The organism is Pyrobaculum calidifontis JCM 11548 (assembly GCF_000015805.1).
Taxonomy (GTDB): Archaea; Thermoproteota; Thermoprotei; order Thermoproteales; family Thermoproteaceae; genus Pyrobaculum; species Pyrobaculum calidifontis.
Genome location: NC_009073.1, coordinates 1,812,338 through 1,834,477, shown reverse-complemented (window position 1 = coordinate 1,834,477; position 22,140 = coordinate 1,812,338). Strand labels below are relative to the sequence as shown.

General features: G+C 59.0%; 27 protein-coding genes and 2 tRNA genes. 15 read left to right on the top strand and 14 right to left on the bottom strand.

Going from position 1 to position 22,140, the window contains the following annotated elements; translation table 11 throughout:
* Positions 1 to 105 precede the first annotated feature (105 nt).
* A complete protein-coding gene (locus PCAL_RS10435; RefSeq protein WP_011850644.1) occupies positions 106 to 1,182 on the bottom strand; it encodes a nucleotidyltransferase family protein in 1,077 nt (358 codons plus the stop codon).
* Positions 1,183 to 1,278: 96 nt separating this feature from the next.
* Between PCAL_RS10435 and PCAL_RS10430 the strand changes: the two genes are divergently transcribed.
* Positions 1,279 to 1,437, top strand: coding sequence for a hypothetical protein (locus PCAL_RS10430; RefSeq protein WP_193323056.1), 159 nt, complete (start codon positions 1,279 to 1,281; stop codon positions 1,435 to 1,437).
* On the opposite strand, the gene PCAL_RS10425 is transcribed toward PCAL_RS10430, so the two are convergent.
* Positions 1,434 to 2,132 carry a hypothetical protein gene (locus PCAL_RS10425; RefSeq protein WP_011850642.1) on the bottom strand — a complete coding sequence of 233 codons (699 nt, stop codon included), beginning with the start codon at positions 2,130 to 2,132 and terminating at the stop codon, positions 1,434 to 1,436. The genes PCAL_RS10430 and PCAL_RS10425 overlap by 4 nt on opposite strands.
* Positions 2,133 to 2,199: 67 nt before the next feature.
* Between PCAL_RS10425 and PCAL_RS10420 the strand changes: the two genes are divergently transcribed.
* Positions 2,200 to 2,412: a hypothetical protein gene (locus PCAL_RS10420; RefSeq protein ID WP_011850641.1), complete on the top strand. Its 213-nt coding sequence runs from the start codon at positions 2,200 to 2,202 to the stop codon at positions 2,410 to 2,412.
* A 21-nt stretch (positions 2,413 to 2,433) separates the two neighbouring features.
* On the opposite strand, the gene PCAL_RS10415 is transcribed toward PCAL_RS10420, so the two are convergent.
* Positions 2,434 to 3,192: a recombinase family protein gene (locus PCAL_RS10415; RefSeq protein WP_011850640.1), complete on the bottom strand. Its 759-nt coding sequence runs from the start codon at positions 3,190 to 3,192 to the stop codon at positions 2,434 to 2,436.
* Positions 3,189 to 3,731 (bottom strand): hypothetical protein, encoded by a 543-nt coding sequence (locus tag PCAL_RS10410; RefSeq protein WP_011850639.1) that lies wholly within the window; start codon positions 3,729 to 3,731, stop codon positions 3,189 to 3,191. The genes PCAL_RS10415 and PCAL_RS10410 overlap by 4 nt, the downstream gene beginning before the upstream one ends.
* Before the next feature lie 142 nt (positions 3,732 to 3,873).
* On the opposite strand from PCAL_RS10410, the gene PCAL_RS10405 reads away from it, so the two are divergent.
* On the top strand, positions 3,874 to 4,176 hold the full coding sequence (locus tag PCAL_RS10405) for a hypothetical protein (RefSeq protein ID WP_011850638.1): 303 nt from the start codon (positions 3,874 to 3,876) through the stop codon (positions 4,174 to 4,176).
* Here the strand turns inward: PCAL_RS10405 and PCAL_RS10400 are convergent.
* Both PCAL_RS10400 and PCAL_RS11630 read right to left on the bottom strand, forming a co-directional pair.
* Entirely contained in the window at positions 4,166 to 5,296 is a 1,131-nt protein-coding gene (locus PCAL_RS10400) for a hypothetical protein (RefSeq protein WP_226951956.1), read from the bottom strand. The genes PCAL_RS10405 and PCAL_RS10400 overlap by 11 nt on opposite strands.
* Entirely contained in the window at positions 5,242 to 5,838 is a 597-nt protein-coding gene (locus PCAL_RS11630; protein WP_226951955.1) for a S16 family serine protease, read from the bottom strand. The genes PCAL_RS10400 and PCAL_RS11630 overlap by 55 nt, the downstream gene beginning before the upstream one ends.
* 136 nt (positions 5,839 to 5,974) lie before the next feature.
* Between PCAL_RS11630 and cobB the strand changes: the two genes are divergently transcribed.
* Entirely contained in the window at positions 5,975 to 6,715 is a 741-nt protein-coding gene (gene cobB, locus PCAL_RS10395; RefSeq protein ID WP_011850637.1) for an NAD-dependent protein deacetylase, read from the top strand.
* Between the two features lie 44 nt (positions 6,716 to 6,759).
* Complete coding sequence (locus PCAL_RS10390; RefSeq protein WP_011850636.1) at positions 6,760 to 7,119, top strand: GIY-YIG nuclease family protein; 360 nt, start codon at positions 6,760 to 6,762, stop codon at positions 7,117 to 7,119.
* A gap of 350 nt (positions 7,120 to 7,469) precedes the next feature.
* Here the strand turns inward: PCAL_RS10390 and PCAL_RS10385 are convergent, their stop codons facing one another.
* The 3 genes from PCAL_RS10385 to PCAL_RS10375 all read right to left on the bottom strand — a co-directional run bounded on the left by PCAL_RS10385 (position 7,470) and on the right by PCAL_RS10375 (position 9,441).
* Positions 7,470 to 7,901 carry a hypothetical protein gene (locus PCAL_RS10385; protein ID WP_193322703.1) on the bottom strand — a complete coding sequence of 144 codons (432 nt, stop codon included), beginning with the start codon at positions 7,899 to 7,901 and terminating at the stop codon, positions 7,470 to 7,472.
* Positions 7,902 to 7,915: 14 nt separating this feature from the next.
* Positions 7,916 to 8,203: a hypothetical protein gene (locus PCAL_RS10380; protein WP_193322702.1), complete on the bottom strand. Its 288-nt coding sequence runs from the start codon at positions 8,201 to 8,203 to the stop codon at positions 7,916 to 7,918.
* A 506-nt stretch (positions 8,204 to 8,709) separates the two neighbouring features.
* Complete coding sequence (locus PCAL_RS10375) at positions 8,710 to 9,441, bottom strand: MBL fold metallo-hydrolase (RefSeq protein ID WP_011850633.1); 732 nt, start codon at positions 9,439 to 9,441, stop codon at positions 8,710 to 8,712.
* 43 nt (positions 9,442 to 9,484) lie between these two features.
* Between PCAL_RS10375 and PCAL_RS10370 the strand changes: the two genes are divergently transcribed.
* From PCAL_RS10370 to PCAL_RS10360, 3 genes are all read left to right on the top strand, one after another.
* Positions 9,485 to 9,889: a hypothetical protein gene (locus PCAL_RS10370; RefSeq protein WP_011850632.1), complete on the top strand. Its 405-nt coding sequence runs from the start codon at positions 9,485 to 9,487 to the stop codon at positions 9,887 to 9,889.
* 99 nt (positions 9,890 to 9,988) lie between these two features.
* Positions 9,989 to 10,561, top strand: coding sequence for an NADH-quinone oxidoreductase subunit B (locus PCAL_RS10365; RefSeq protein ID WP_193322701.1), 573 nt, complete (start codon positions 9,989 to 9,991; stop codon positions 10,559 to 10,561).
* Position 10,562: 1 nt separating this feature from the next.
* Positions 10,563 to 11,096: an NADH-quinone oxidoreductase subunit C gene (locus PCAL_RS10360; protein WP_011850630.1), complete on the top strand. Its 534-nt coding sequence runs from the start codon at positions 10,563 to 10,565 to the stop codon at positions 11,094 to 11,096.
* Here the strand turns inward: PCAL_RS10360 and PCAL_RS10355 are convergent.
* Positions 11,085 to 12,362, bottom strand: coding sequence for an MFS transporter (locus PCAL_RS10355; protein ID WP_011850629.1), 1,278 nt, complete (start codon positions 12,360 to 12,362; stop codon positions 11,085 to 11,087). The two genes, PCAL_RS10360 and PCAL_RS10355, sit on opposite strands and share 12 nt — an antisense overlap.
* A 340-nt stretch (positions 12,363 to 12,702) precedes the next feature.
* A complete protein-coding gene (locus PCAL_RS10350) occupies positions 12,703 to 12,876 on the bottom strand; it encodes a hypothetical protein (RefSeq protein WP_193322700.1) in 174 nt (57 codons plus the stop codon).
* A gap of 189 nt (positions 12,877 to 13,065) precedes the next feature.
* Between PCAL_RS10350 and PCAL_RS10345 the strand changes: the two genes are divergently transcribed.
* The 3 genes from PCAL_RS10345 (at position 13,066) to PCAL_RS10335 (ending at position 15,525) form a co-directional block, all read left to right on the top strand.
* Positions 13,066 to 13,173: transfer RNA gene (locus PCAL_RS10345), tRNA-Gly, on the top strand.
* A gap of 413 nt (positions 13,174 to 13,586) precedes the next feature.
* Positions 13,587 to 13,675, top strand: a tRNA-Phe gene (locus PCAL_RS10340).
* A gap of 1,487 nt (positions 13,676 to 15,162) precedes the next feature.
* Complete coding sequence (locus PCAL_RS10335; protein WP_011850628.1) at positions 15,163 to 15,525, top strand: transcriptional regulator; 363 nt, start codon at positions 15,163 to 15,165, stop codon at positions 15,523 to 15,525.
* Here the strand turns inward: PCAL_RS10335 and ccsA are convergent.
* The 3 genes from ccsA to PCAL_RS10320 are packed head-to-tail and all read right to left on the bottom strand — an operon-like array spanning position 15,497 to position 18,796.
* A complete protein-coding gene (ccsA, locus tag PCAL_RS10330) occupies positions 15,497 to 17,548 on the bottom strand; it encodes a cytochrome c biogenesis protein CcsA (RefSeq protein ID WP_011850627.1) in 2,052 nt (683 codons plus the stop codon). The two genes, PCAL_RS10335 and ccsA, sit on opposite strands and share 29 nt — an antisense overlap.
* Positions 17,548 to 18,381: a hypothetical protein gene (locus PCAL_RS10325; RefSeq protein WP_011850626.1), complete on the bottom strand. Its 834-nt coding sequence runs from the start codon at positions 18,379 to 18,381 to the stop codon at positions 17,548 to 17,550. Before PCAL_RS10325 ends, ccsA begins: the two co-directional genes overlap by 1 nt.
* A complete protein-coding gene (locus PCAL_RS10320) occupies positions 18,371 to 18,796 on the bottom strand; it encodes a copper chaperone PCu(A)C (RefSeq protein WP_011850625.1) in 426 nt (141 codons plus the stop codon). Before PCAL_RS10320 ends, PCAL_RS10325 begins: the two co-directional genes overlap by 11 nt.
* 184 nt (positions 18,797 to 18,980) lie before the next feature.
* On the opposite strand from PCAL_RS10320, the gene PCAL_RS10315 reads away from it, so the two are divergent.
* From PCAL_RS10315 to PCAL_RS10300, 4 genes are read left to right on the top strand one after another with little or no spacing between them, the layout of a single operon-like run.
* A complete protein-coding gene (locus PCAL_RS10315) occupies positions 18,981 to 19,100 on the top strand; it encodes a cytochrome c oxidase subunit 2A (protein ID WP_193322699.1) in 120 nt (39 codons plus the stop codon).
* Position 19,101: 1 nt separating this feature from the next.
* Entirely contained in the window at positions 19,102 to 19,578 is a 477-nt protein-coding gene (locus PCAL_RS10310; protein ID WP_011850624.1) for a cytochrome c oxidase subunit II, read from the top strand.
* A gap of 35 nt (positions 19,579 to 19,613) precedes the next feature.
* Positions 19,614 to 21,296 carry a cbb3-type cytochrome c oxidase subunit I gene (locus tag PCAL_RS10305; RefSeq protein ID WP_011850623.1) on the top strand — a complete coding sequence of 561 codons (1,683 nt, stop codon included), beginning with the start codon at positions 19,614 to 19,616 and terminating at the stop codon, positions 21,294 to 21,296.
* A 30-nt stretch (positions 21,297 to 21,326) separates the two neighbouring features.
* Positions 21,327 to 22,073, top strand: a complete 747-nt coding sequence (locus tag PCAL_RS10300; protein ID WP_011850622.1) for an SCO family protein — start codon at positions 21,327 to 21,329, stop codon at positions 22,071 to 22,073.
* Positions 22,074 to 22,140 lie beyond the last annotated feature (67 nt).

The window sequence follows — 22,140 nt, the reverse complement described above, 5'->3', positions numbered from 1 at the left end:
ACTCAGGTCTAGACGTTACCACCCAGGCGACCTGGCTAGAGAGGTGGTATTTAGCTACAAGGCCGCTGGCGCACCTCTGTGAAATAGCCCCGCGACCAGGGATTGTCAGGGGAGGACCTCCCCCTCTTTTACGTCGGCCTCCACTTCTCTGTTGGGGCCTATGGAGGCGCCCCTGCCCACAGTCACTTCGTCTTTTATAAACACGCCGTCGGCCACCACGGCTTCCACAACTCTGACCCACTTCCCCAGGGCCGCCCCCTCGCCTATTATGCTACGGACTATGTGCGACCCGGCCTCTACCACCACGCCGTCCATCAACACGCTCTCTCTAATGCGGACGTGAGGCCCAATCTTGCTCCGCCCTCCCACTACGACGTAGGGCCCCAACACGCTGCCCGGCTCAACCACGGCGTCGGGCCCTATGTACACGGGGGGAATTATCTTCACCCCCCTAATCTCTGGCCTACACTCTCCACATTTGTCAAGGGCCGCGAAGTTGGCCTTGAGGTAGTCCTGGTGTGTCCCAATGTCGAACCACAGCCCCCTGTGCACATATGCATATACGTCGAACTTCTTCAAAAGCTCGGGAATTATGTGCTTCGCAATCTTGACCTCTCCATTCGCTTCCGGAAAGGCCGCCAAGGCCTCCTCGCTAAATACGTAGACCCCCGCATTTGCCAAATTACTACCCACGGGCTCCCTGGGCTTTTCCACAAACCTCTTAACTCTCCCATCCTCGTCGATGACGGCGATGCCGAACTTGCTCACGTCCTCAGGCGGGACCTCTATGAGCGCTAGAGTGGCCGCGGCCCCCTTCCTCCTGTGGAACTCCCACACCTCCCTCACGGGGAGGTCGGTAAACACGTCGCCGTTGGCCACAATTACGGGGCCCCTCAGCCCCAGGCTCTTAACCACATTCACCACTGCACCCCCGTCGCCCAGGGGCCTGTCCTCCTCCACAATCCTCACTCTGCTCCCCCACCTAGAGCCCACGTAGGCGCGGATGAGGCTAGAGAGATACCTAGCCGACACCACCGGCTCGGCGACCTCAGCCACGTTTTCAACTACCCAGTCCAATACGGGCCGGCCCAACACGGGGAAAAGCGGCTTAGGCTTAGTATAGCTAAGCGGGCGAAGCCTCGTCGCAAAGCCACCAGCCAAGACAATGCCAGCCTCAGCCACGACGCACACAGCCCCCGAATATAAAAGCTTTAACCGAACCGCCTCGCTACGCCCGGCGCTACGGAGGATTTTTTAAATTGGATGTACGGCGTACTCATGGCGTCGGTGTTAGAGTTGTTGGGGCCTCACGCCTACGGGCTTTGGAAATACGGCGTAGGCCCCACTGACGACATAGAAGCCGCCATCGCCAAGCTGAAGGCCAAGGCGCCGCACTTGGCCAAGTTCTTAAGCGAGGTAGCCCAACAGAGGCTCTAGGCTTTAAGCTTAGATAAAAACTCGTAAGCGGCTACCTCGGCCTCGGCAAGACCCACCTCTCGCCTCTCAAGGACGTTTCCCCCCTCTCCGGCTATGAAGAAGGCCTTGCCGCTTCTTGGCGACGAGGCGTTGAGGTAGAACTTGGCGACGATGTATCTACCATCTCGCCTGACGAAGATCTCCACGGGCATTAGGCCCAGCCGGCAGGTGCAGTTCATGTGCAACTCGCCTCCCCTCTGTAGTATGCGTGCGACGGCCAAGGCCTTTTCGGCGATTTCCACGTTGGAGGGCACGGCGTTTATGTGCAACAAGGCGCCAGCCCTGGAGAAGCCCACGGCCACCGTTGGGCTAGAGCGCTGTAGAAAGACTGGCTTATTCCAGAGGGGCTCCCACGAGCCGAACTCCTTAGCCTTTACGCTCCTCACTGTGACGGCCTTTTTTACTAGGGGCCTGAGCCCCTCCGCGTCTAAGACGTAGGCCGGCTTGAGAAGCGCCACCCCTTTCACAATCGTGGCCGAGTAGGAGGTTACGGCGAGGTGTCCCTCCAAAAAATCCCCCACAACAGCCGGCGCCGCAGAGTCCACATCCACGCCAACAAATTCCTCAACTCGCTTGCCGCTGTCCAACTCCAAGTAGACCGCGCGGCCTCCCACGACCCCCACCAACACCACGCATGGAGTAGTAAACGTGGCCACGGAGCATTATGCGGGGTATTTGTTTATTTTGCACGCCGCGTTAAAATCTTAGCTCCGCCGCACTACAGTGGACATCCGCATATTGGCAAAGCTGGTGGCCTCAAAGGTGGGGGAGCAGCCGGTGGATCTCGACGACGTGTTAGAGTCCCTGGGAGTGGACATGGACTGGAAGGAGAAGATAAGGCTGGTGCAAAGCCTCGAAGACGTCGAGGCGGTGTACCACGCGGTGTCGGGGAAGATCTTGCTCCGGAGGAAGATAGGCAACAAAAGCGTCGCCTAGCTCCGCCGCTGGGGGCGGGCGTCAGTCCGCCTTTCTCACCTCCTCGTAGCCGCAGTTGGGGCAGTAGAGGCGTTCTACCACTGCGTATCTCCCCCCGGCCACTCTGACGTCTCGCTCGGCCACCTTGAGGCGGGAGAAGCACCTGGGGCAGGTGTAGGGGGTGGGGCGGTAGAGGCCCGCTACGGCGAGGAGCCTCCTCACCTCGTAGAGCGACAGGCCGAAGGCCCTGGCCGTCTCTCTCAGAGAGCCGCTCTGCCTGTAGTACTCGGCCACCGCTTCCACAAGCTCGGGGTGTCGCTCAGCCACGTTGTTCACCTTGCCCGCAGCCCTCGCCCTCTCGAGCGCCGCCTTCGTCCTCTGGCGGATGAACTCCCGCTCCATGTGGGCCACGAATGCCAAGACGGCCCGGAGGAACTGGCGGTAGACCCCGTCCAGGGACTGTAGCGCCTGCTCCCTCTCAGACGCCGACACTACCACGAGCCCCAGCTTGTTCTCCACGAGGTCGAGGAGGTGGAAGAGCTCTTGGAAAGATCTCACAAGCCTAGAGGTCTCGTACACGAGGAGGACCCTCGGCTTGGGCTCCAGGGCCTCCACCTCGCTCATCAGCCGCTGAAAAGCCGGCCTCTCCCACGGCGCAGAGGCCCCCGACACTCCCACGTCCACGTAGTGCTTCACAATGGCCAAGCCGTGCTCAGAGGCCCACTTCTCCAGGTAAAGGCGCTGATTCTCCGGGTCCTGCTCCTCAGTGGAGACGCGTATGTACGTGACCGCTGGTATCACGAACGTTCCTCTCCCCCGCGCCTAGACTCCCCCTGCCCCCTCTCCCTGCCCCTAGGCCCCCTCCGCCCACGCGGCGGCTTCACCTCCTGCGGCGGCTGGAGGGGGGCCACGAAGTACCCGAGAGGCCAGCCGTAGACTCTATCCCGCTGCTCGCCGCCCGTGGCGTGTACGTCGATTAAGAGGGAGCCTCTGAAGATGTACGGCTCCTCAGCCCACACGCCCACCCTCTCTGGGTAGTAGGCAATGGGGTGGACAAACCACTCGTAGGTTCTGCCGTCGTGGATAAAGCGCACGAAGTCGAGGTACTCATCTGCGTTGTAGAAGCCCCACAGCACTATGACAGAGGCCGGCTGCAACGTGACGCCTATTCTCCCCACCTGCAGAGTGTAGCCAAAGTCCTCCGCCTTTTCTCCGTAGATGTGGCGGGGCTGTAGCGTCTCCACACGCCCCCCTATCTTTTTGGCGTATTCCTGGGCAACGCCGTAGGCCCTCTTGATGGCCTCAACAGCCTCCCCCCTTCCCAAAGGCAGGAACCACACGAACCCCTCAATTGCATCAGTATTTAAACAATATCCTTTCCAACGACGGCGCGCCGCCCGGCGATGCGCTCGGCGGCTCTTAATATATGCACATGCCTCATAATAACCGATGGACATAAAATAGGCGAAGTAGGCCGCGCATATGTTGGGGCTCGTGGCTTTGACCGTGGTGGCCGTGGTGGCGGCCCTCGCCCTTAGGAGAGTGCGAGACAGAGCCTTGACCGCGCTTGCCCTCGCTGGCTTAGTGCTGTTGGCAGTGCCCGCCGTGGTGGTAAACGGCGACGTGGTAGAGAGACTCGTGGCAGCCGTCTACGTCTACGCGCCCTACTGGGAGTACTTAGTCCCCCTAGCCTTCTTCGCCCTGGCGCTACTGCCAGGCGGCAGAGCCAACAACAAGAGAAAGAGGAAGGGGAGGGAGGTCAAAAAAGACGTGGTCATCGTCTAGAGGCGTACACTAGGGCGAGGGCCGCCAAAAGCGCCACGGCCAGCGGAATCAACAAGTTGTTTTCCCCCGTTTTTTTCACAGGAGCCAAGCCGCTACCCGCCTCCGTCTGCGTCTCACTGATGTTCGTAGCAGACGTCGTATTAGCCGAGAATATTGGCTTGTAAACCGTGGCGGTCTTAAGAGTACACGCCACGTCTCTCATGGCCGTGGCGTATATGGAGGACATTATGTAGTACATGAGGCTGTTCTGCGGATTGCCCTGCTCTCTAAAGTAGTCTCCAAACTGGAGGTAGGCCAGGGGGAGGGTGTTTGTATAGCCGCACTGCGCCGCGGCCGCCATGTTCTCCATGGCCTTGCCCCGGGCGATGTCTATGTACTTGCTGGAGGCGCCCGTCATAAGCGCCGCGGCCGTCTCAGCTATTATCTCAATGGAGTTGGCCATAGAGGCCAGGTAGAGGCCTTTGCCGTAGAGGTCCTCGGCGACTTGCACCGCCGTGGATATGTCGCTGAGAGTCATGCCGTAGGTTGTCTCCAAATAGGCGTACATGGCCTTGGCGTAGTCCAAGTACATGCGCGCGACCTCCGCCAAGCCGCTCTCGTTTATCGCAGGGCCGTAGGCCATCTTCTTAGCCTCGTCAACCCACGACTTCAACGTGATAGCTCTGGCGTACATGGCGCCGGGCCTAGGCGCCGTGGAATTCGCGGTGAGGTACACCTCGTAGATCCTCGTATACGACGCCACTACTAGGTCTATGTTGTTTATGGTGAGCGGTATAGTGGAGAGCTGAGCCTCGGCGTCTTTCGCCATCTGAAGGGCTTGGTTGTAGAGGTCTCTGTAAGTGCGCCTAGAGGACGACGCTGCGTTGTCGTAGTAAGTGACGAGGCCTTGGAATATGAGCGAGGCGGCGGTGTAGTACATCCCCCTCGCCTTAAGACTCTCAATCGTGGCCAAGTCCACATTGCCGCCACGCACAGTCTGGTTGTAGTAGCCGTACACTGCGTTGAACAAGTCCCGCGACACTTGCACAAACGCGGCGTCGTCCACCGAGGCGGGCGCTGGGCGGGCTATCTTGCGGCCAGTGAGGTAGTATACGGCGTCCTCAATTGTGCCAATCTCCACGACCTTAATCCCCCCACGCCGCTGGGAGCCTCGCCGATTGGAACAAGCACCGTCTTTATCCCCTGGGCCGCCGCGGCTTGAACCTTCTGCGACACCCCGCCCACGGGACCAATTAAGCCGTCTGGGAGAATTATGCCAGTCATGGCCGTGTCGTTCCTAAGCTCTAGCCCGTTCATCAGTGCGTACATGGCCGCAGTTATGTAGCCGCTGGCCGAGGGGCCCCCCACCTGCGCATCGCTGGCCAACACGCGGAGGAGGGCAGTGTAGTTGTTGTAGGGCACCCCCGAGAGCCTCGCCGCTACGTACAAGGCAATTTGGGCAGAGGGGCCAAAGCCCTGCCCAGCCTCAGGCACTCCGGCCACGTAGGCCCTCCCGTCCCCAGGGGTGAGCAGAGTCACCTTTATAGGCAACACGGCGCCGCCCAAGTCGCTCACCGCCAGGGCGTTGATCTCCACAGAGCTCACCTTGACCGTATATGTCGTCCACCCAACCGCAAACGCCAACACCACCGCCAGCAGAGCTATGATAGCCACTTTTCTCATGGCGCAAATCCCCAAACCCTCTATAAAAAAGTAACTCACTAGAGGTCGTCGGCGGAGGTCTTCAGAGGAGGTCGTGTTGCGTCACTAATCCGACACGCCTGGGTCATCACTTAAAAACGTGGACGCACGGGTTTATATGGATGTGGCCGACCTAATAGCCAAGTCGCGCCACTGCGTAGTGTTCACAGGGGCAGGCATGTCCGCCGAGAGCGGCGTGCCCACTTTTAGGGGGAGCGGCGGCTTGTGGGAGAGGTATAGGCCGGAGGAGTTGGCCACGCCAGAGGCCTTCGCCAGAGACCCCGTCCTAGTGTGGAAGTGGTACAAGTGGCGGCAAGAGATTGTGTACAACGCGAGGCCCAACCCAGGGCACTACGCCATAGCGAAGCTCGAAGAGGCGGAGGTCGTAAAGGCCGTGGTCACGCAAAACGTCGACGGGCTCCACCAGAGGGCCGGTAGCAAGCGTGTGGTAGAGCTACACGGCTCCCTCTGGAGGGCTAGGTGTACAAAGTGCGGGGCGGTCTACAGGCTGGAGAAGCCGGTGGAGGAGGTGCCGCCCAGGTGTCCAAGGTGCAGCTCCCTCCTGCGGCCAGACGTGGTGTGGTTCGGCGAACCGCTTCCACAAGAGGCGTGGGAAGAGGCGGTGAGGCTTATGGCCGCCTCAGACGTTGTGATAGTGGTGGGGACCTCGGGCGTGGTTTACCCAGCGGCGTATTTGCCCAAGTTGGCAAAGGAGAGCGGGGCCGCCGTGGTTGAAATAAACGTTGAGGAGTCAGCCATAACGCCGATCGCAGACGTGTTCATAAGAGGGAAGGCCGGCGAAGTTCTGCCAAGGCTAGCAGAGGAGGTCCTCAAGCGGCTCGGCACCCGCCGAGCTTGACGCCACGTAAAGCGCCAGCCATCGCCTCGTCACAGCCGGGTGACATGGGGAGGGGGTATAAATCCTATCTCGTCTTCTTCCAATGCCCAGCGCAAGTGGTAGACACGGGCGCCCGCCGCTTTGCCCTAGGCGAGGGGGTCTACGTCTACGTGGGTAGCTGCGGCGCGTCGTGCATAAGGCGGGTCCTGAGACACTTGGAACGGTCTCAGACAAAGAGATGGCACATAGACTACCTAAACTGCGCCGCCCTATACGCGGCGGTATTGAAAAGGAGCGAGGAAGAGGTGGCCGCCTGCCTCTCCCAGCTCTGCCCCCACGTCCCAGGCTTCGGCTCCACAGACGACCCAGCCAACCCCAGCCACCTCTTCCAATGCCGACCCGCCGACGCAATACAGTGCGTCTAACGTCGTCGCCCAGCGCCTTTCACAAGGCCGAATGTAAAAACCGCCCCCAAGAAAACGCAATTTAGCTCATGTCCCTGGTCACCCCAAGCGGCAGATCGTCAGTTCCGCACCAATCAGACTAGCGGTTTACGTTATGGACTTCTAACCGGGTCTATGGGCAGAGCGGTGATTGCCGTGGCGTATTGGAGGAGCCGCTGGCGCCAAAGGAGCCGTCGAAAGTTTTCATGGACTCCGACCCCCGTAGGGGCAAGCCGGCGTAAGGCGGACGTGTCAGCGAGACAAAGCACGTATGATGTAGTATAAGGCAAACAAGGCGAAGTAAATTGTCACGAGAAACCAGAGAGAGATGTCTATGTCAGCCCTACGATAAAGAGCCATGTCAAAAACCCAGTTACAAGAGTCCTCAAGACTAGGACGGGCATGAGGATCCTACATGTCTCATCCTCCACCACAGCGCAGGCGGCATATGAGACAAGGGTGAGGCCCCAGAACGAAGCTAGGAAGATGAATGAGGCTATCCAAATGACCCCGCTTCTAATCAAGGCCGCTTCACAGTCCGACTGCCCAGGTATATACACAAGAGGTCTTGCTTTAATGAAAAAGAGGGCGCCGAGATATAGCGTTATGAATATCAACAAGGTATTGACGTACTGCCACTTGATAACGGCGCTTGCGCTCGCCCTCCCGGCCCTAAACGCCAAAAGATGTCGCAATTCCACAAAGAAGAATACCCAGAAAAGGGCGGCGACAAAAAGAGAGGGAATATTTTCCTGGAGTTGCACTACAAGGCAGTCAGTCATCTAGTCATATCTACGCGCACGGAAATGTCCACGGTCACAACTTGTTGAATGCCCATAGTGTGTAGAAGGCCACGTTGAAGAAGTATAGAGCGGTTTGGGAAAGAAACCCCCACCACCGTCAGCAACTGTGCTAGCTCGCTGTAAAAAGCCTCAACTTCTATGTCTGAGTCTCTCTCTTTGACAGCCCTCCTTATCTTCTCCGTAGCGGCTGGGCCAGGCCCTCTTCCCTCGGCGTCGGTGGTATTGCTTGTCCCCACGGCCAGCTTGTGGGCAAGGATGGCCACGGCTGATACGCCTTTCATCTTAAATATCTTTTCCGCAGCTCTATCGTGCGTTTTTAGTATTTCGCCGAGGGGCTTCTTATGCAGCGGCTACATCACCACTGCCCAGCCGTACTGCGAAGCGACACTCCACGCTCCCAGCGCCGCCACATTCCACCAATGCCCCGCGGTGAAGTTCTACAAGGCGACGGCCACGTGGCTGTGGTTGAGGGCACCGCGGTAGTGTTTATGTCTATGCGCCTTTGTAAATGGCGTGGGCGCTACGGTGAGACCGTGGGTGGCACGGCACAGGTCCGCTCGACGCCGGGCGGTGCTGTGATACACAAGGTACCTCTACTGTAACGCCCAAGAAGTGGTCCTAGCCTTCTGATTGCCCGCGTATAGCAGATGTTGCAATCGAAAGACGCTGTGACTGACTATCTGTCTCGGGCTACATGGGATGCAGGGTGCGGCTGTGGGTTGCCTCCGCCAATGTGCCCCCGGCCGTGTACGTCCGGCCCTCGCAGGAGCTATGCGACGCGCTTGACCACGTAGGGCGTCGAGTTTGTAATTTTTACATAGCCGCCCTCTGCCAAGTATTTGACGAAGGCGAGCCCCTCCTCGGAGAGCCTAAGCACGTCGCCTCCTCCTCTGGCACACAGCGCAATTCTGTAGGGCGTCCCCTCGCCAACACATTCCATATACGCCCTTAGGAGTTTTCTAAACTTGCCCTCCAGCGCCGCGGCGAATTCCTCAGCCTCCACGCGCTCCCCGCCGCCTGTATATGCCACATAGCCCTTGAGGCCCTTTAGAGAGGACACCACGTTGATGAAAGTGGGGACGCTCACAATCCAGCCGTCCAGGTCCCCCGTGAAGATGACGTTTCCCACCCCGTAGCAGGTGTGGCCCCACGTATGCGAGCCACAGGGGATTACTCTCACAGAGAGGTCGCCCAAGTCGACCCACCCGGCGGTGAAGGTGTGGACTCTCCCCGCGAAGGGCCCCGCAGATATCTTAGGCCTGTAGTCGCGGGGGGCCCCTGCCCTCTTGAGCACCACCTCGGCGTAGCGCAAGGCGCGGCCGAGGTCGCTGGCCATGCCGTACTCCAATGGGTTAATCACCACGAGCTTGGCCCGGCGGGCCCCCGCCACGTGTCTCTCGTGGTGGTGCGTCACTAGGACAGTGCTCGCCCCGGCCTCCTCGGGGGTGTCCACGCCGAAGTACCCCTCGTACACCCATCCAGTCCCAACGCGCGAGAACACGTATTTTCAACTTACTACTTTAAATATAGTCCAAGTATAGCCCGTGGACTGGGTTGCACAATTTCTGGCAGACGCCGAGAAGATGTTCTCAATACCCCGGGCCGAGCTTGAAAAATTTGTTCAATACATGTCGAGCGACCCAGAAAAGGTGCAAGAGTGGGCAGAGAAGTTGCAAATAGACGAGGGCGACTTGCTAATGCTTACCACCCTCTACATCTTGTATAAGACAGAGGAGAAGGTCTTCGCCGCTCTTTCAGACCTAGAGCTAAAAGTCGACGAGGCGGTAGGCCTCGCGTCGACCATCGCTGCCAACATCCTCAACGCGCTTCCAGAAGAGGAGAGGAGGCCCATCCTAGCCCAGCTAATCCTCGCCATAGCGCTCCAAGTAGAAGACGCGGCCATAAGAAACTCGCTGGCAGAATACGCCAGGGTGCTACTGGCCGAGTGAGAAGTCCTCGTGTAGGGCTTTTCTTCACGGCTCTGCGCCGAACCCTTTCAGCCACCGTCTGTGGTAGCAACATATTTAAAGAGTTTTCCACCTATGCCCATGGCTCAGGCATTGAGGGAGTTTTTGATGAAGAAGGCTAAGCTAGAGCCGCTCTTCAAGTGGGGCGTTAGGTGGTCGCTCTGGCCCGTCCACTTGGTCACCTCTTGTTGCGGGGTCGAGGTTGCCCACACTTCTGCCCCAGGCTTTGACGCAGAGAGGTGGGGAGTCCTCCCGTTCCACACCATGAGGCAGAGCAATGTGATACTGGTGGAGGGTACCGTGACCAAGAAGATGGCCAAGGTGTTGAAGCAGGTGTACGAGCAGATGCCGGAGCCCAAGTTCGTAATCGCCATGGGGGCCTGCGCCGTGCGGGGAGGACTCTTCTGGAACTCGTACCACGTGGTGCAGGTGGACACAGTAGTGCCAGTGGATGTATATATCGCCGGGTGTCCGCCCACCCCCGAGGCAGTGATTAGGGCGTTCATCATGCTCCACAACAAGATCAAGGGTAAGCCGGGGCCCTACGTGGAGCCAGTGAAAGTGGACTTGACGCCTTATCTGCCGCCTCCGCCTAAGCCGCCCGCGGCCAAGCCGGCGGCCCCAGCCCCACAACAGCAACAACCGGCGCAGTAGTATGTCGGCGAAGGCCCCGCCCAAGTGCCCCCAGCCAGCCGACCACCCGCTCTTGGCCAAGGTGAAAGAGGCGCTGGGGGGCGCGGTGCTGTCCCACGGAGTGACGCCGGAGGGCCACCTCTGCGTCATGGTCCCCGCCGCGAAGATACGGGACGTGGCCAACGCGGTCAAGTCCATGGGCTTTGACCACGTCCTCTCCCTCAGCGCCGTGGACTACGTAGGGGAGAAGAAGTTCTTGGTGATGTACGTCTTTGCCTCATACCTCTCGCCGGAGCTCAAAAACCAGCTTCTCCACGTACGTGCCGAGATACCGCGGGACGACCCAAAGATCGCCTCCATAGCTGACATCTTCCCATCAGCCGACTACGAGGAGAGGGAGTGCCACGAGATGTTTGGCATATGGTTTGAGGGAAATCCGCACATGGGCAAGCGCTTTCTCCTCGACCCAGACTGCTGCATCGACGAGAAGACGGGCAAGCCGCTGTATCCGCTGAGAAAAGACTTCAAAGTCCCCGACTGGGGCCTAATGGGCTAGCCTGCGCAAGTAGCGCGCCAAGCTCAACGCCGCGGTGGCAACGGCGAAGTAGCCCAAGAGGGTCAACAAGTCGTACACGCCGGCCTCCAAGCCTCCTGCCCTTTGCAAGACGTAGGCCGCCAGGGAGTTGCTGGCAGACTGCCCCAAGACCCTCGCCTCGGCGACCATGGCAGAGGCTACCCCAGGCGGAGCCGATGTCAAAATAATGGTTGTGTTGGGGACAATGAAGAGGGCAAAGCCCAGCCCTATGGCGAAGAGGTAGAGGGGGGCCCATTGGATGGGCGTGCCGCGAGAGTAGAGGAAGAGGGATGCGGCGAGAATTGCCGAGCCAGCCGCCGCAAGCAACGCTGGCTGATACCTATCGCTTAGTCTGCCCGCGAGAGGGGCAAAGACGGCCATTGCAATGGACATAACTGAGAGCAGGGCGCCCGTGGCGCCTGGGGGCACGCCGTATACGGACTGGTAAAGCAGGCTCAAGGCCGGCGTGAGAGCCGCCGTGGAGAGATAGTTGAGGAACGCCGAGGCCACAGACGAAGCAAAGACGACGTCCTTAAAGAGCCTCACGTTGAGAATAGGCGCCTCGCGCCTACTTTCAAGCACCACGGCCAAAGCCAGAAGGACTAAGCCAGTCAGCGCCAGGCCCACATTGGCGAAGCCCATGACGAGGAGGACCACTGCAGAGGAGAGGAGTAGAGCCCCCGGCCAATCGTACCCAGCCCCCCTCCCCGGTGCGGCGGGTGGAGGACCCACGAGGAGATGCGCCAAGGCCGTCAAGACGACCGCCGGGAGAAATATGAGGCGCCACGAGACAGAGGCGAGGAGGCCGCCAACCAGTGGCCCAGAGACTAGGCCAATGTATACAAACATGGAGTTCATGCCCACGACAGACGCCCTACGTCCAGGCGGCGCTATTTGCACCAGAAGTGCGTTGTTGCTCCCAAAGACCGCCGCCAGCCCCCCGCCCATTAACGCCAAAGCCGCATACAGCGCGTAGAGGCTGGGCGAGGTAGAGGACGCCGCGAGGCCAGCCAGCGCCACCAGTAGACCAGCCCTAAACACGCGGTGCGCCCCCACGACGTCCGACAGCCTACCCATGGGCAGAGCCAACGCGGCAACGGCCAACGTCAACACCACAAGCAAACTGACCGCGGCGGCAGGCGGTATCCCAAACTCCCTAGCCACCTGGGGAAGCGCAATGCTCAAGGTGCTATTCACAAACGGCGTTACAAACGACGTGAGAAATATCGCCAATACTCTATGATCCACACATACAATTTGCCCGGTATAAAAAATGTCCCAAGCAGAGATGACTCTCCTCAAAGCCCCATCGGCTGGGCAACAAAAACTGGTGCGTCTTCTTCACTCTTCTGGCTAAACAAGTAGAGTTATTGGGCAATCCAGGGGCCGCTTCGAGCCTTAGAAGGGGGCCAAGCTGACGCAAGCCACGTGGCGAAAACCGCCAGCACTCAATTATATAGCATTTTTAACCGCAATTAACAAAGATAGTTAGTCTCGCCTGTGTATTAAGGACTTGTTCTCTGCGATGACGTGAAGCGTTACCTAGCTTAGAGATGTGTGCTACAGCCAATAATAGGGTGTTGATACGTCACGAGGGTTTACACGAGGCGCGCCCCGCGGTGTATACGGCGTAGAGACCTAGGGCGATAAATGGGAGACCTAACATCCAGCCGACCCCCTGCGCCCAGCTCACAAGAACAACGCCGACGAGGAGTACTATGACCCCTAGGACAATAAGCAGGAGCACAACAACCTGCGACACATAGACACTACTACGATGTTTTAAAAATCTTGCCACAAGGTGTTGGGTCTAACGCGAGACGGGCCGCAGATGGCGGCGCACTACACCCAACGGATCTCTGTCGACGGGCTGAGCCGTTTGAGCGCAATCGGCAAATTTAGGCTGGTTGATACGGCTTAAACTTATAAACATGCCACATAGTTGACTACAGCGGCGGTAGTCTAGCCTGGTTTAGGATGGCGAGGGAGCAACCCCCACAAGCCTTCCACGCTCGGCGAGGAGAGCCGTTGATCCCGGGTTCGAATCCCGGCCGCCGCATGCCCTTATTTTCCACTTGGGCTTGGCGTCCTTTGATACCTTTTGCCATATTGCCATAAAACATATCACTATAAAGGCCTCTTGCTCGTAGCTTACCAAGACGGGGATGCCTATCCTACATCACGGGGGTCGGTATTTAATCATCCTACGATGGCGGCGTCCCGAGACAAACGAGAGGCATATACAACTGACGATGGACATTACAAACTGAGATGGCACAGTAGCGAGCGGCAAAGGCTTAAGCGCCGGCGCCGATGTAGCAAATCCGCAGAGAGCGTAGAGGGAGGTACCAAGCACTGGAGACAGTGGCTATTAACATATTCGCGTCTCCACGCAGAGCCGCCAAGGCGTGACCGCCGAGACGCCGAGGGTGAGGGAGATAAAGCTTAAAAGTACCCGTGTATTAGACCACAGCGGCCGTAGCTCAGCGGGAGAGCGCCCGGCTGAAGACAGTCGCAAGACCTCCAACGGGCGGTCCCGGGTTCAAATCCCGGCGGCCGCATTCCCTTTTTATATTAATTTCAAATTCTTTGCATCTTGTATAGATGTAACACCTTAATTTTACAATGGTATTGTTGTAAAAACGTAAATGGGCGGAAAAAGCGGGGGCTACCCTACAGATCATCTCCACCGAGGTGGTGTAGATGGCATAGACTACTTGTAGCCTCTCCCCTCGCCGACAGTTTTAGCACACTCTTCCCCTGTACACCCCTTTCACCAATCGGCTATCGGGTAAGCGGAGAAAAATTTTTCTATGTAAGCAGACTGTCATAGAGAGGGGGAGGTCAGCTAGCCTGGAGTCGGGCAGAAACCCCTTGCCAAGCGCCTCATCATCCCCTCCCCCGATGAATTTTCCCAAGACGTATAAGAGCAGTCACTTTGCTCAGCCTCTCCTCTCTCCGAGAATTTGGCCAACTTCCTCGAGATAAAGCGCAGTAATCTGTTTACACTTTGCAGTCAAAAACGGGGGTTGAAGGGCGGTACAAAAAACGTAAGTTGGCGCAAATGACCACGACTACAGCTGTTGCCGTTTGTCTGCTGGCGGCTGTTGTGCTTATGAAGACGTATGTTTCGGCGACTCCCTCACTTCCACGCTGTCTACACTTGTTTTAAACTGCATCTGCTACACGGTGGCACGTATTTGGCACCGCCGCCCGGGAGCGCGGCGCAGGGTATGTCAAGGGAATTCTGCCTAAGGGCATATCCACGCGGGAGGTCAGCCACATGAGGCCTCTAGCTTAGGTTCACATATTCGTCCACTATCCTTTTGTAGTCTAGGCATCTCAGCGCCTCTTGGTATAGGTAAAGGTCTTGAGCGTGTAGAGCCGTGAAAGTCCCTCAACGCTTAGTCTCTTCGGCGAGCTTGGGCAAAGTCTCCTCGATTAGCCGCTTAAAAGCTGTTGCCGAAATCACGCGCGGTCTTTAGACAACCACTTGAGGTCTATAGGGCCGATGGAAGAGAAGAATCCAATTACGCACCTCGACAAGACTGCCGACAACGTGCCTGCATGCTCGGCGTGGTCGTATTCGGCTGTTTAAAAGCCTACTGGTAACGCCGTTGTGACCTCCACTGCGCCGTAGGCGGCCTCGCCGTCGAGAAACAGCGCTCTACCTAGCTACAGATATGCCATCGACGAAGCGACGGGTGAAGACGCTTCTACTCCCTCTACCACCTGCAACCAAGTGAAGAGGGGCTCGTGAAGGCGCCGCCTCTAAGTTGCTGACGCAAGTCGTCGCTCAAAGGCTAGCAAGTTCTGAATGGCGCCAGCTACGCCTTGCCCTCAACAGCTTCGACATGCCCTCTGACAAGATGACCACAAGTAACAAGCGTTCATCTTCTCCAACGACTCCCGCTCGTCCACCCCTCCGCCACCTTCTAACGTCTAAAACCTTTGCATAATCCGAGAGATGTAACTCGACGTCCGCACTCGGCGACGTACGAGAGAGCCGGGCCAGTTGAGATTTATTTATCCAAATTTTCCCCTTCATGTGGATATTTTTCTCCACATCGCCCGTTGCCCCGGGCCGTACTTTAGGCTGTTGGCCAAGGAGTTGGGGATGCCCATAGGCACCCTTAAGTATCACTTGGATAAGCTGACTAGAGACCGCCTCGTCTATACGCTGGGGAGGAGGCCCCGGTACTTCCCCTACACTATGCCGGTGGAGGAGGCCGCCGTTGTCTACCTTGTTAGGGAGGGGCCCGGGGCCCTGGACGCCGTGGAGGTGAGGCGTTGTGGGCGGAGGCTCTGCCCAGAGATAAAGGAGCTGGCAATGGCCCTCGTGAGGCAGTACCCCTGCCTCCAGAGAGACCTCGTGGCCAACTTCATCGACCTCTTCTCCCAGCTACTATAGACGCGGCCACTAGCCCAGCCGCCAGGGCCCACACCGCTGGTACAAGTGGCACAGGCCTAAAGGCCACTACCCAGAGGGGGTCGTCTGCGTTGAGGTATTGGACGAAGGCAGTTAGGTTGAGGTCACGTCCGGCGGAGAAACTCACCGCGGTGTACGCCGCGTTGACGTTGCACATGTCTACAAGCGACTTGGCGTACGACGCCGTGGCCTTGTTCCACCACACGTCTCCCACGAGCTTGTATGGAGGGGCCGCGGCCAAGTTCACGTCGATGACTCCGTAGACCTCTCCCACGCCCACCACTACCCCGCCCACGCCCCTCAAGTCGCCGGGGAGGTCGTACCGCACGGGCACCTCCACCGCGGCCCCGTCCACGTACACCCTCAGCCAGTAGACGGCGCCTCTGGGCACAAGCCTACTCCCGTTGCCTAGACACTTCAGCACATGGTTCACAAGCCCCGGGTCTATGGACAAGGCCTCCATAAGGTCCAGCGGGGCTGGGAAAACCACGACTGTGCCGTTCCTCTCCACCCGCGCCACGGGGAAGCCGCCCCACTCCCCCACCACCTCTCCGCCGCCCCACACCACCACGTACTTCACCCCGCCGACGTCCACCACAGTGTAGTTCAGCCCCGCAAGAGAGAAGGGGCCGCCCACCCTTTCCACAAAGGCGCTATAGTTAAAAGGCGCGACCCTATACAGCCCCGGCGGAATTTCCACAAGCCCCGCGTCGAGGGAGTAGGAAACACCCACCACCCCCACCTTCTCCGGGTAGGGCCAGGGCAGTAGCGTGAATACCACGGCGCCTGGCTCCGCGGCGATGAGTTTGTAGTAAGACATGTTGTAGGCAAAGGGGCCGGATACCGCCACCGCCGCTAGCAAGGCGACGGACAAGACGTGCACCGCCTTGGCCCACCTGTCCATCTTGCCCTTGGCCAAGTGGTACACCGCGGCGAGAGAGGAGGCGGAGATGGCGACGAGGAAGAAGTTGGTGTAAGGCGCGCTCTCCCACGCTGGCCTCACCCCAGCCGCCGTCAGCGCGGCACCTAGGGCCAAGGCAACGGCGTAGGGGAGAAATGCCCCAAGCCTAGGCCCCACCGCGTAGACCCCAAACAGCGACATCCCCGCCACAGCCCCCGCGGCAAGGACAAGGCCGACCCTGATATAGGCCTCGTCCCCCGCCGGTACCTCCACCTGGGCGCCGAGCGACGCCGCGAAGGCCGGGGCGACCACCGCGGCGTAGACGTACAGAGAGAGCGCAAGCATGGAGTAGCCCACGACGGCCGCCACCCTATCCGCCGCCGGCCTCCTGGCCTCCCAAAGCCCAGCCGCCAGCGCGGCCACCGACAGGGCGAAGAGGGGCACGGCGAAGCCGGGCTCTAGGCGCCGCAGGGAGGAAAAGCCCCCCAGCTCAACTGCCGAAGCCCCCAGCGCGGCCCCCACGGCGGCGAGGCGTCCCCTCTTGATGTGCAAGACGGCCGTGGCCGCAAGCCACGCCGCGAGGTGGGCAGTCTGAGCGGGGTCCCACGCCCAGTAGCCCCCCCAGCCAAAGGTGTAGTAGCTCCACACGGCGCCAAATAGGAGACCCGCCGAGGCCAAGACCCACCCGGCGTAGAAGCCCCTCCCGTGCACTGCCCCAGAGAGCATAAGGCCATACCCGGCGAAGAGGGCCGCGTAGTAGAGGGGCGCCCAAGGCGAGGAGAACCTCGGGTCAAGCCATGGGCCGGCCTCAAGAGGGGGAGCCGATGCGAGGAGGTAGGCGGCCGCGGCCGCCGTCGCTAGACGAGCCGCCAGCCGGTGATTTGTTAATGCTAAGGCGGCCGACGGCAGGGCGAGGAGGTACACAATGCCCGCTGGGTTCGCCAGCGCCGCAGTGGCCGCCTCCCACGGCGTCGGGTGCGCCTTAGCGAAGTTGTATAGATAGTAGAGAAACGAGGCAATGAAGAGGACAGGCCCGGCGGGGGGCCTGAGGAGGGGGGAGAGGGCTAGGGCTGAGGCGAGGATGGCTAGGTGGAGGAGGTCCATTACCGGCTCTTTAGGTATAGGACAAAGGCCGAGACCACTAGGAGGTGGGCGAAGGCCCCGTGGAAGGCGGTCTGAGGGCCGGGGGCCCACGGGTCGGCGGAGGCGCCGTAGAACATAAGCAGTCCGGTGAGGGGCTGCACGGCGATGGAGAGGGCGAGGAGTATGTGCCACAGCGAGGGGGAGAAGCCCGAGGCGAGGGCCACTAGGCTGAAGGACACAGCCAGCAGAGCCGCCGCCAGGTGGATGAGCCACGCCAAGTCCCACGACGGCGGCCAGAGGCTGTACGCCAGCGGGGCTTTTACAATCTTGTGGTAGCCCAATATGTAGGCCCCCGACACCGACGCCACCGCCCCCCAGAAGGCGGCCCCTCGGTAGAAGAAGGCCAGCCGCGTCTTATACCTCCGCGGCTCTAGAAGCGACGCCAAGAGAGCCATAAGGAGGGCCGTGGCCAAGGCGAAGAAGTTGTTCAAGGGATACACAGCGTAGGAGATGGGGGGAGGCACCTCTCCCCCTAGCACGAGCAACACGACCCGGCCCGTCAGCGCAGTGGCGGCCAGAGAGGCCAGCGCCAGAGCCGCCACCAGCCTCAGCCGCCCGCCCACCCTCCAGGCGGCGAGGAAGACCAAGAGGTAGAGGACTCCCGCGGCCACTGTGAAAAATCTGTGCACAGGCTCGAAGCTACCCTCCACGGCCTTTAACACGAGGGCGACGGCGTTGCCGGGCCACTGAGTCCCCAAGTCGAAGCCCTGCCCAAGCCCCGCGGTTAAGGCCCCCGTGAAGCTTGTGGCCACTGCGGAGAAAAAGGCGGCTTTTGCAAGCGGCCTAATGTACATGGACGCCGCCGGCTTCCCTAAACTCTGCGACAAAGGATATGGCGGACCCGTCGTCTAGGCGGAGCACCACGTCCGCTACGCGCGAGGCGTTGCCGTAGAACATGACGTGGTACCCCAAGGTGGTGAACTGGAGAGTGGAGAAGGGCCCCGCGCATACTCTGTCCACGGGCACCATGGCCGCGTGAGTGCCGTTAAACTCCGTCTTGTGAAGCTCCGCGGGCCTGCCGCCGACGGAGACCTCCACGATGCACACGGGCCGGGGCGATGGGTTGACAAAGGTAAACAAGACCATCCCCATGTCGGGGGGCACAAAGGTGAGGTAGGCGTCTTTAACATACGGCTTTGCAAACGCTAAAAAGGCCGCCAGCGCGAAGGCGGCCAAGGCCAAGAGGAGCAGGGGGAAATTCAAGCGCATGGGATCAAAAAGTCTACTACAAAAAAGCTTTTCTCAAAACAAGCGCATGTACATGAGCACATAATCTAACACATATGAATATAAAAGTAAATATAAATGTAAAGTTTTATTCTGTATAGATCAAGAAAAATGTTTTGTTTTGATATGGGAAAAACTTTAAAAATGAAAGGTTTTCGGGTATAACATGCCAGAAGAAGTAGAGGCGAGGGGTGCTCTGGCGACTATTTTGATCTATGGCGCAATATTCGCGGTGCTGTGGTTTGTCATATATGCAATAACGCTGAGTAGAGGCATTGTGGGGTAGTATGACGATTCACAAGGAGGAGAAGATCTGGGCCGGCATCGTCGCAGCCATGGTAGTCGTATTCCTGGCGGCTCTGGCCTACGCCGCCTGGGTAATTGGGCTACAGGTCCCCGGCGGCGATGTGCAGATGGTCAACCCCCAGCGCGCGCTAGAGGAGCTGAAGCCTGGGGTGAGAGAGGTGGCCCCCGGCAAGTACGAGGTCACGCTGATTGGCAAGATGTGGTCGTGGTTTCCCAACAAGATAGTGCTCAAGGATCCAGTGGAGGTGAAGTTTAGGCTTACCTCAGTCGACGTGATCCACGGCTTCCAGATAGTGGGGACTAACGTCAACGTGATGGTTTTCCCAGGCTACGTGGCTGAGATCACTTGGAGAGTCCCGCCCAACGCCAAGGGGACGTATCTAATGATCTGCAACGAGTACTGCGGTGCTGGACATCAAAACATGTATGGCTACGTAATAATTGAGAGGTCCTCTTAAACGAAAAATTTTTAAATTCCAATTCTCTTATACTTATGGCTACTACAACAAAGTTTGTATTCGAGGACAGATTCGCCAAGGTGGCGATAACGTTTAGCTACATAATGCTTCTGCTGGGCGGCCTCTTTGGATTTCTGCAAGTGTTGTCCAGGGCCCCCGGCATGCCGCAGTTGGAGACGCCCGAGCTCTACTACAGCGGGCTGACGCTACACGGCACTGCCTTGGCGATATTGTGGACGGCGTTCTTCATAATGGGCCTTGCCGTGTTCGTGGTGACGCGGGAGCTCGACATGAGGCTGAACCCGGTGCTCCTCCGCTCTGCCTGCGTCTTGGCCGTTCTCGGCACTCTAATGGCGGCTGTGGAGATTCTCAGAGGAGAGGCCGCAGTGCTCTACACCTTCTACCCGCCGCTGTACGCCTCGCCCCTCTTCTTCATAGGCCTAGCCGTCTTGCTTATAGGCACTTGGCTGTTCGGCGCCGCCATCTTGCACGCCATTTTCAAATGGAAGGCCGCTAATAGAGACAAGGAGGTGCCTCTGGGCGTCTACGGCGTGTTCACCACCGTGATGATATGGCTCTACGCCACTCCGCCGCTGGCATACGCCGTGTTGTTCAGGTCTCTCCCCATGGCCCTCTTCGGCTCCAACGCCCCAGTAGACGTCTTGGAGTGGAGGCTGTGGTTCTGGTACTTTGGCCACCCGCTGGTCTACTTCTGGCTAGTGCCCGCGGTGACTGTATGGTACACCATCTTGCCCAGAGTGCTCGGCGTGGAGGTGTTCAGCAAGACCATGGCCAAGGCCGCCTTCTTCCTCTACCTAATAGCCTCCACCCCGGTGGGCCTGCACCACCAGTTCGTAGACCCGGGCGTCCACCCGGTGTACAAGTATTTGCACACGGTGCTCACGTACGTGGTGGCTGTGCCCAGCTTCCTCACGGCCTTTAACATAGTAGCCACTCTGGAGAGGGCGGGCAGGGCCAGGGGTGGGAAGGGCCTCTTCGGCTGGATAACCGCGTTGCCCTGGGGCAAAGACCCTGTCTTCACCGGCATAACCTTTGCCATAATCCTCTTTGGAATTGCTGGCTTCTCCGGCGTGGTTAACGCCTCCTTTAACGTGAACTATATGGTGCACAACACCGCCTGGATAGTGGGCCACTTCCACTTGACGGTGGGCGGCGGCGTGACGCTGACATTCATCTCCACCTCCTTCCTGCTGGTGCCGCTCTTGTTTGGCAGAGACTACGTGGCCAAGAGGCTCTTGATCGCGGTGCCCACGCTGTGGTTCATAGGCCAGCTCATCTTCGGCTTCGCCTACCACCTGGCGGGAATATATGGAGCGCCGCGGAGGACCTATCTGCCGCCCTATCTGCAGAACCCCGACTTGACGCAAGGCGCCCATTTCGTGCCCGACTGGATTCCGCTCCTCCAGCTCGGCGCAGTGGGCGGCGTCACCTTCGCGCTGGGAGGCGCCCTGTTCCTACTGCTGACCTTTGCCACAATATTTGCAGGCCCCAGGGTGAGACTGAGCGGCGGCGAGGTGAAGATATCCCCAGACCCCGACCGCGCCACATTCTTCGACAAGCTGGGCCTCGTAATATTGATAGGCCTAGTGCTGATCGTAATCGCCTACTCGCTGCCAGCGATAGAGGTGTACTCCAGAGGCTTGAGCCCAGCCCCGCCCTACAACCCGCTCACAGGCGCCCCTGTGACGACTAGCTAAACTTTTAAGGCAAAAACCTCCCTTTTTTACATGTCCACCCGGTCTCTTATCCTACTCGCAGTAGCCATAGTTCTCCCCTTTGTCGTCGCCCTCGTCATGCAGTCTGGACAGACCACCGCCGAGGAGCACAGCGGCCTATTTGAGCGGATTGTCCCCACGTGCTACATCCCAGGCCAGGAGCCAGCCGCCGCCGACTTTACCCTAGTAGACCAGTTCAACCGCACCGTCACTCTCTCAGAGCTCTGGTCTAGGCCCGTCCTAATCACCTTCACCTACAGCTGGTGCCCAGACGTGTGCCCCACAATGCACCTCGTCCTCAACCGCACTCTGCCGATGATAAGGGGCTATATAGGGGCTGTCTTAGACGTCTCTCTAGACCCCGAGAGAGATACGCCAAGGCGCCTATATGCATATTCGACGGGCAATAGGTACAACTGGACTTTTCTCACAGGCGACCCGAAGACACTGGAGAGAGTGTGGTCGGCATACGGCGTCTATAGGTACGTGGAACAGAGACCCACAGGCCCCTACATAGTCCACAGCGTAGACTGGATCGTGGTAAAAGACGGAAAAATCCTAGGCAGAGTAAGAGGCCTCCCATCCCCAGAAACCCTCGCCAAGTACCTAATAGACATAGCAGAGAGAAGGTGCGGCTACTCCGCTCCCACGCCGACGTCACAGCCCACGACGGCAACACCTCCTGCCATCTCTACCACGTTGATCATGATCACGGCCGTCGGCGCAGCTGTCGTGGCGGCTTTGGCTAAGAGGAGATAGGCTTAATCCCCGTTTTCCCCCACTTCTCTCAGCGCCGAAGCAAATGGCCCACCTTAGAAGAAACGTT

Bases quoted from the DNA above. Each gene is read 5' to 3' on its own strand.
- PCAL_RS10430 (WP_193323056.1), top strand. From the start codon at position 1,279: ATGGCGTCGGTGTTAGAGTTGTTGGGGCCTCACGCCTACGGGCTTTGG.
- PCAL_RS10405 (WP_011850638.1), top strand. From the start codon at position 3,874: ATGTTGGGGCTCGTGGCTTTGACCGTGGTGGCCGTGGTGGCGGCCCTC.
- PCAL_RS11630 (WP_226951955.1), bottom strand. From the start codon at position 5,838: ATGAGAAAAGTGGCTATCATAGCTCTGCTGGCGGTGGTGTTGGCGTTT.
- cobB (WP_011850637.1), top strand. From the start codon at position 5,975: ATGGATGTGGCCGACCTAATAGCCAAGTCGCGCCACTGCGTAGTGTTC.
- PCAL_RS10390 (WP_011850636.1), top strand. From the start codon at position 6,760: ATGGGGAGGGGGTATAAATCCTATCTCGTCTTCTTCCAATGCCCAGCG.
- PCAL_RS10365 (WP_193322701.1), top strand. From the start codon at position 9,989: ATGGCTCAGGCATTGAGGGAGTTTTTGATGAAGAAGGCTAAGCTAGAG.
- PCAL_RS10360 (WP_011850630.1), top strand. From the start codon at position 10,563: ATGTCGGCGAAGGCCCCGCCCAAGTGCCCCCAGCCAGCCGACCACCCG.
- ccsA (WP_011850627.1), bottom strand. From the start codon at position 17,548: ATGGACCTCCTCCACCTAGCCATCCTCGCCTCAGCCCTAGCCCTCTCC.
- PCAL_RS10325 (WP_011850626.1), bottom strand. From the start codon at position 18,381: ATGTACATTAGGCCGCTTGCAAAAGCCGCCTTTTTCTCCGCAGTGGCC.
- PCAL_RS10320 (WP_011850625.1), bottom strand. From the start codon at position 18,796: ATGCGCTTGAATTTCCCCCTGCTCCTCTTGGCCTTGGCCGCCTTCGCG.
- PCAL_RS10315 (WP_193322699.1), top strand. From the start codon at position 18,981: ATGCCAGAAGAAGTAGAGGCGAGGGGTGCTCTGGCGACTATTTTGATC.
- PCAL_RS10310 (WP_011850624.1), top strand. From the start codon at position 19,102: ATGACGATTCACAAGGAGGAGAAGATCTGGGCCGGCATCGTCGCAGCC.
- PCAL_RS10305 (WP_011850623.1), top strand. From the start codon at position 19,614: ATGGCTACTACAACAAAGTTTGTATTCGAGGACAGATTCGCCAAGGTG.
- PCAL_RS10300 (WP_011850622.1), top strand. From the start codon at position 21,327: ATGTCCACCCGGTCTCTTATCCTACTCGCAGTAGCCATAGTTCTCCCC.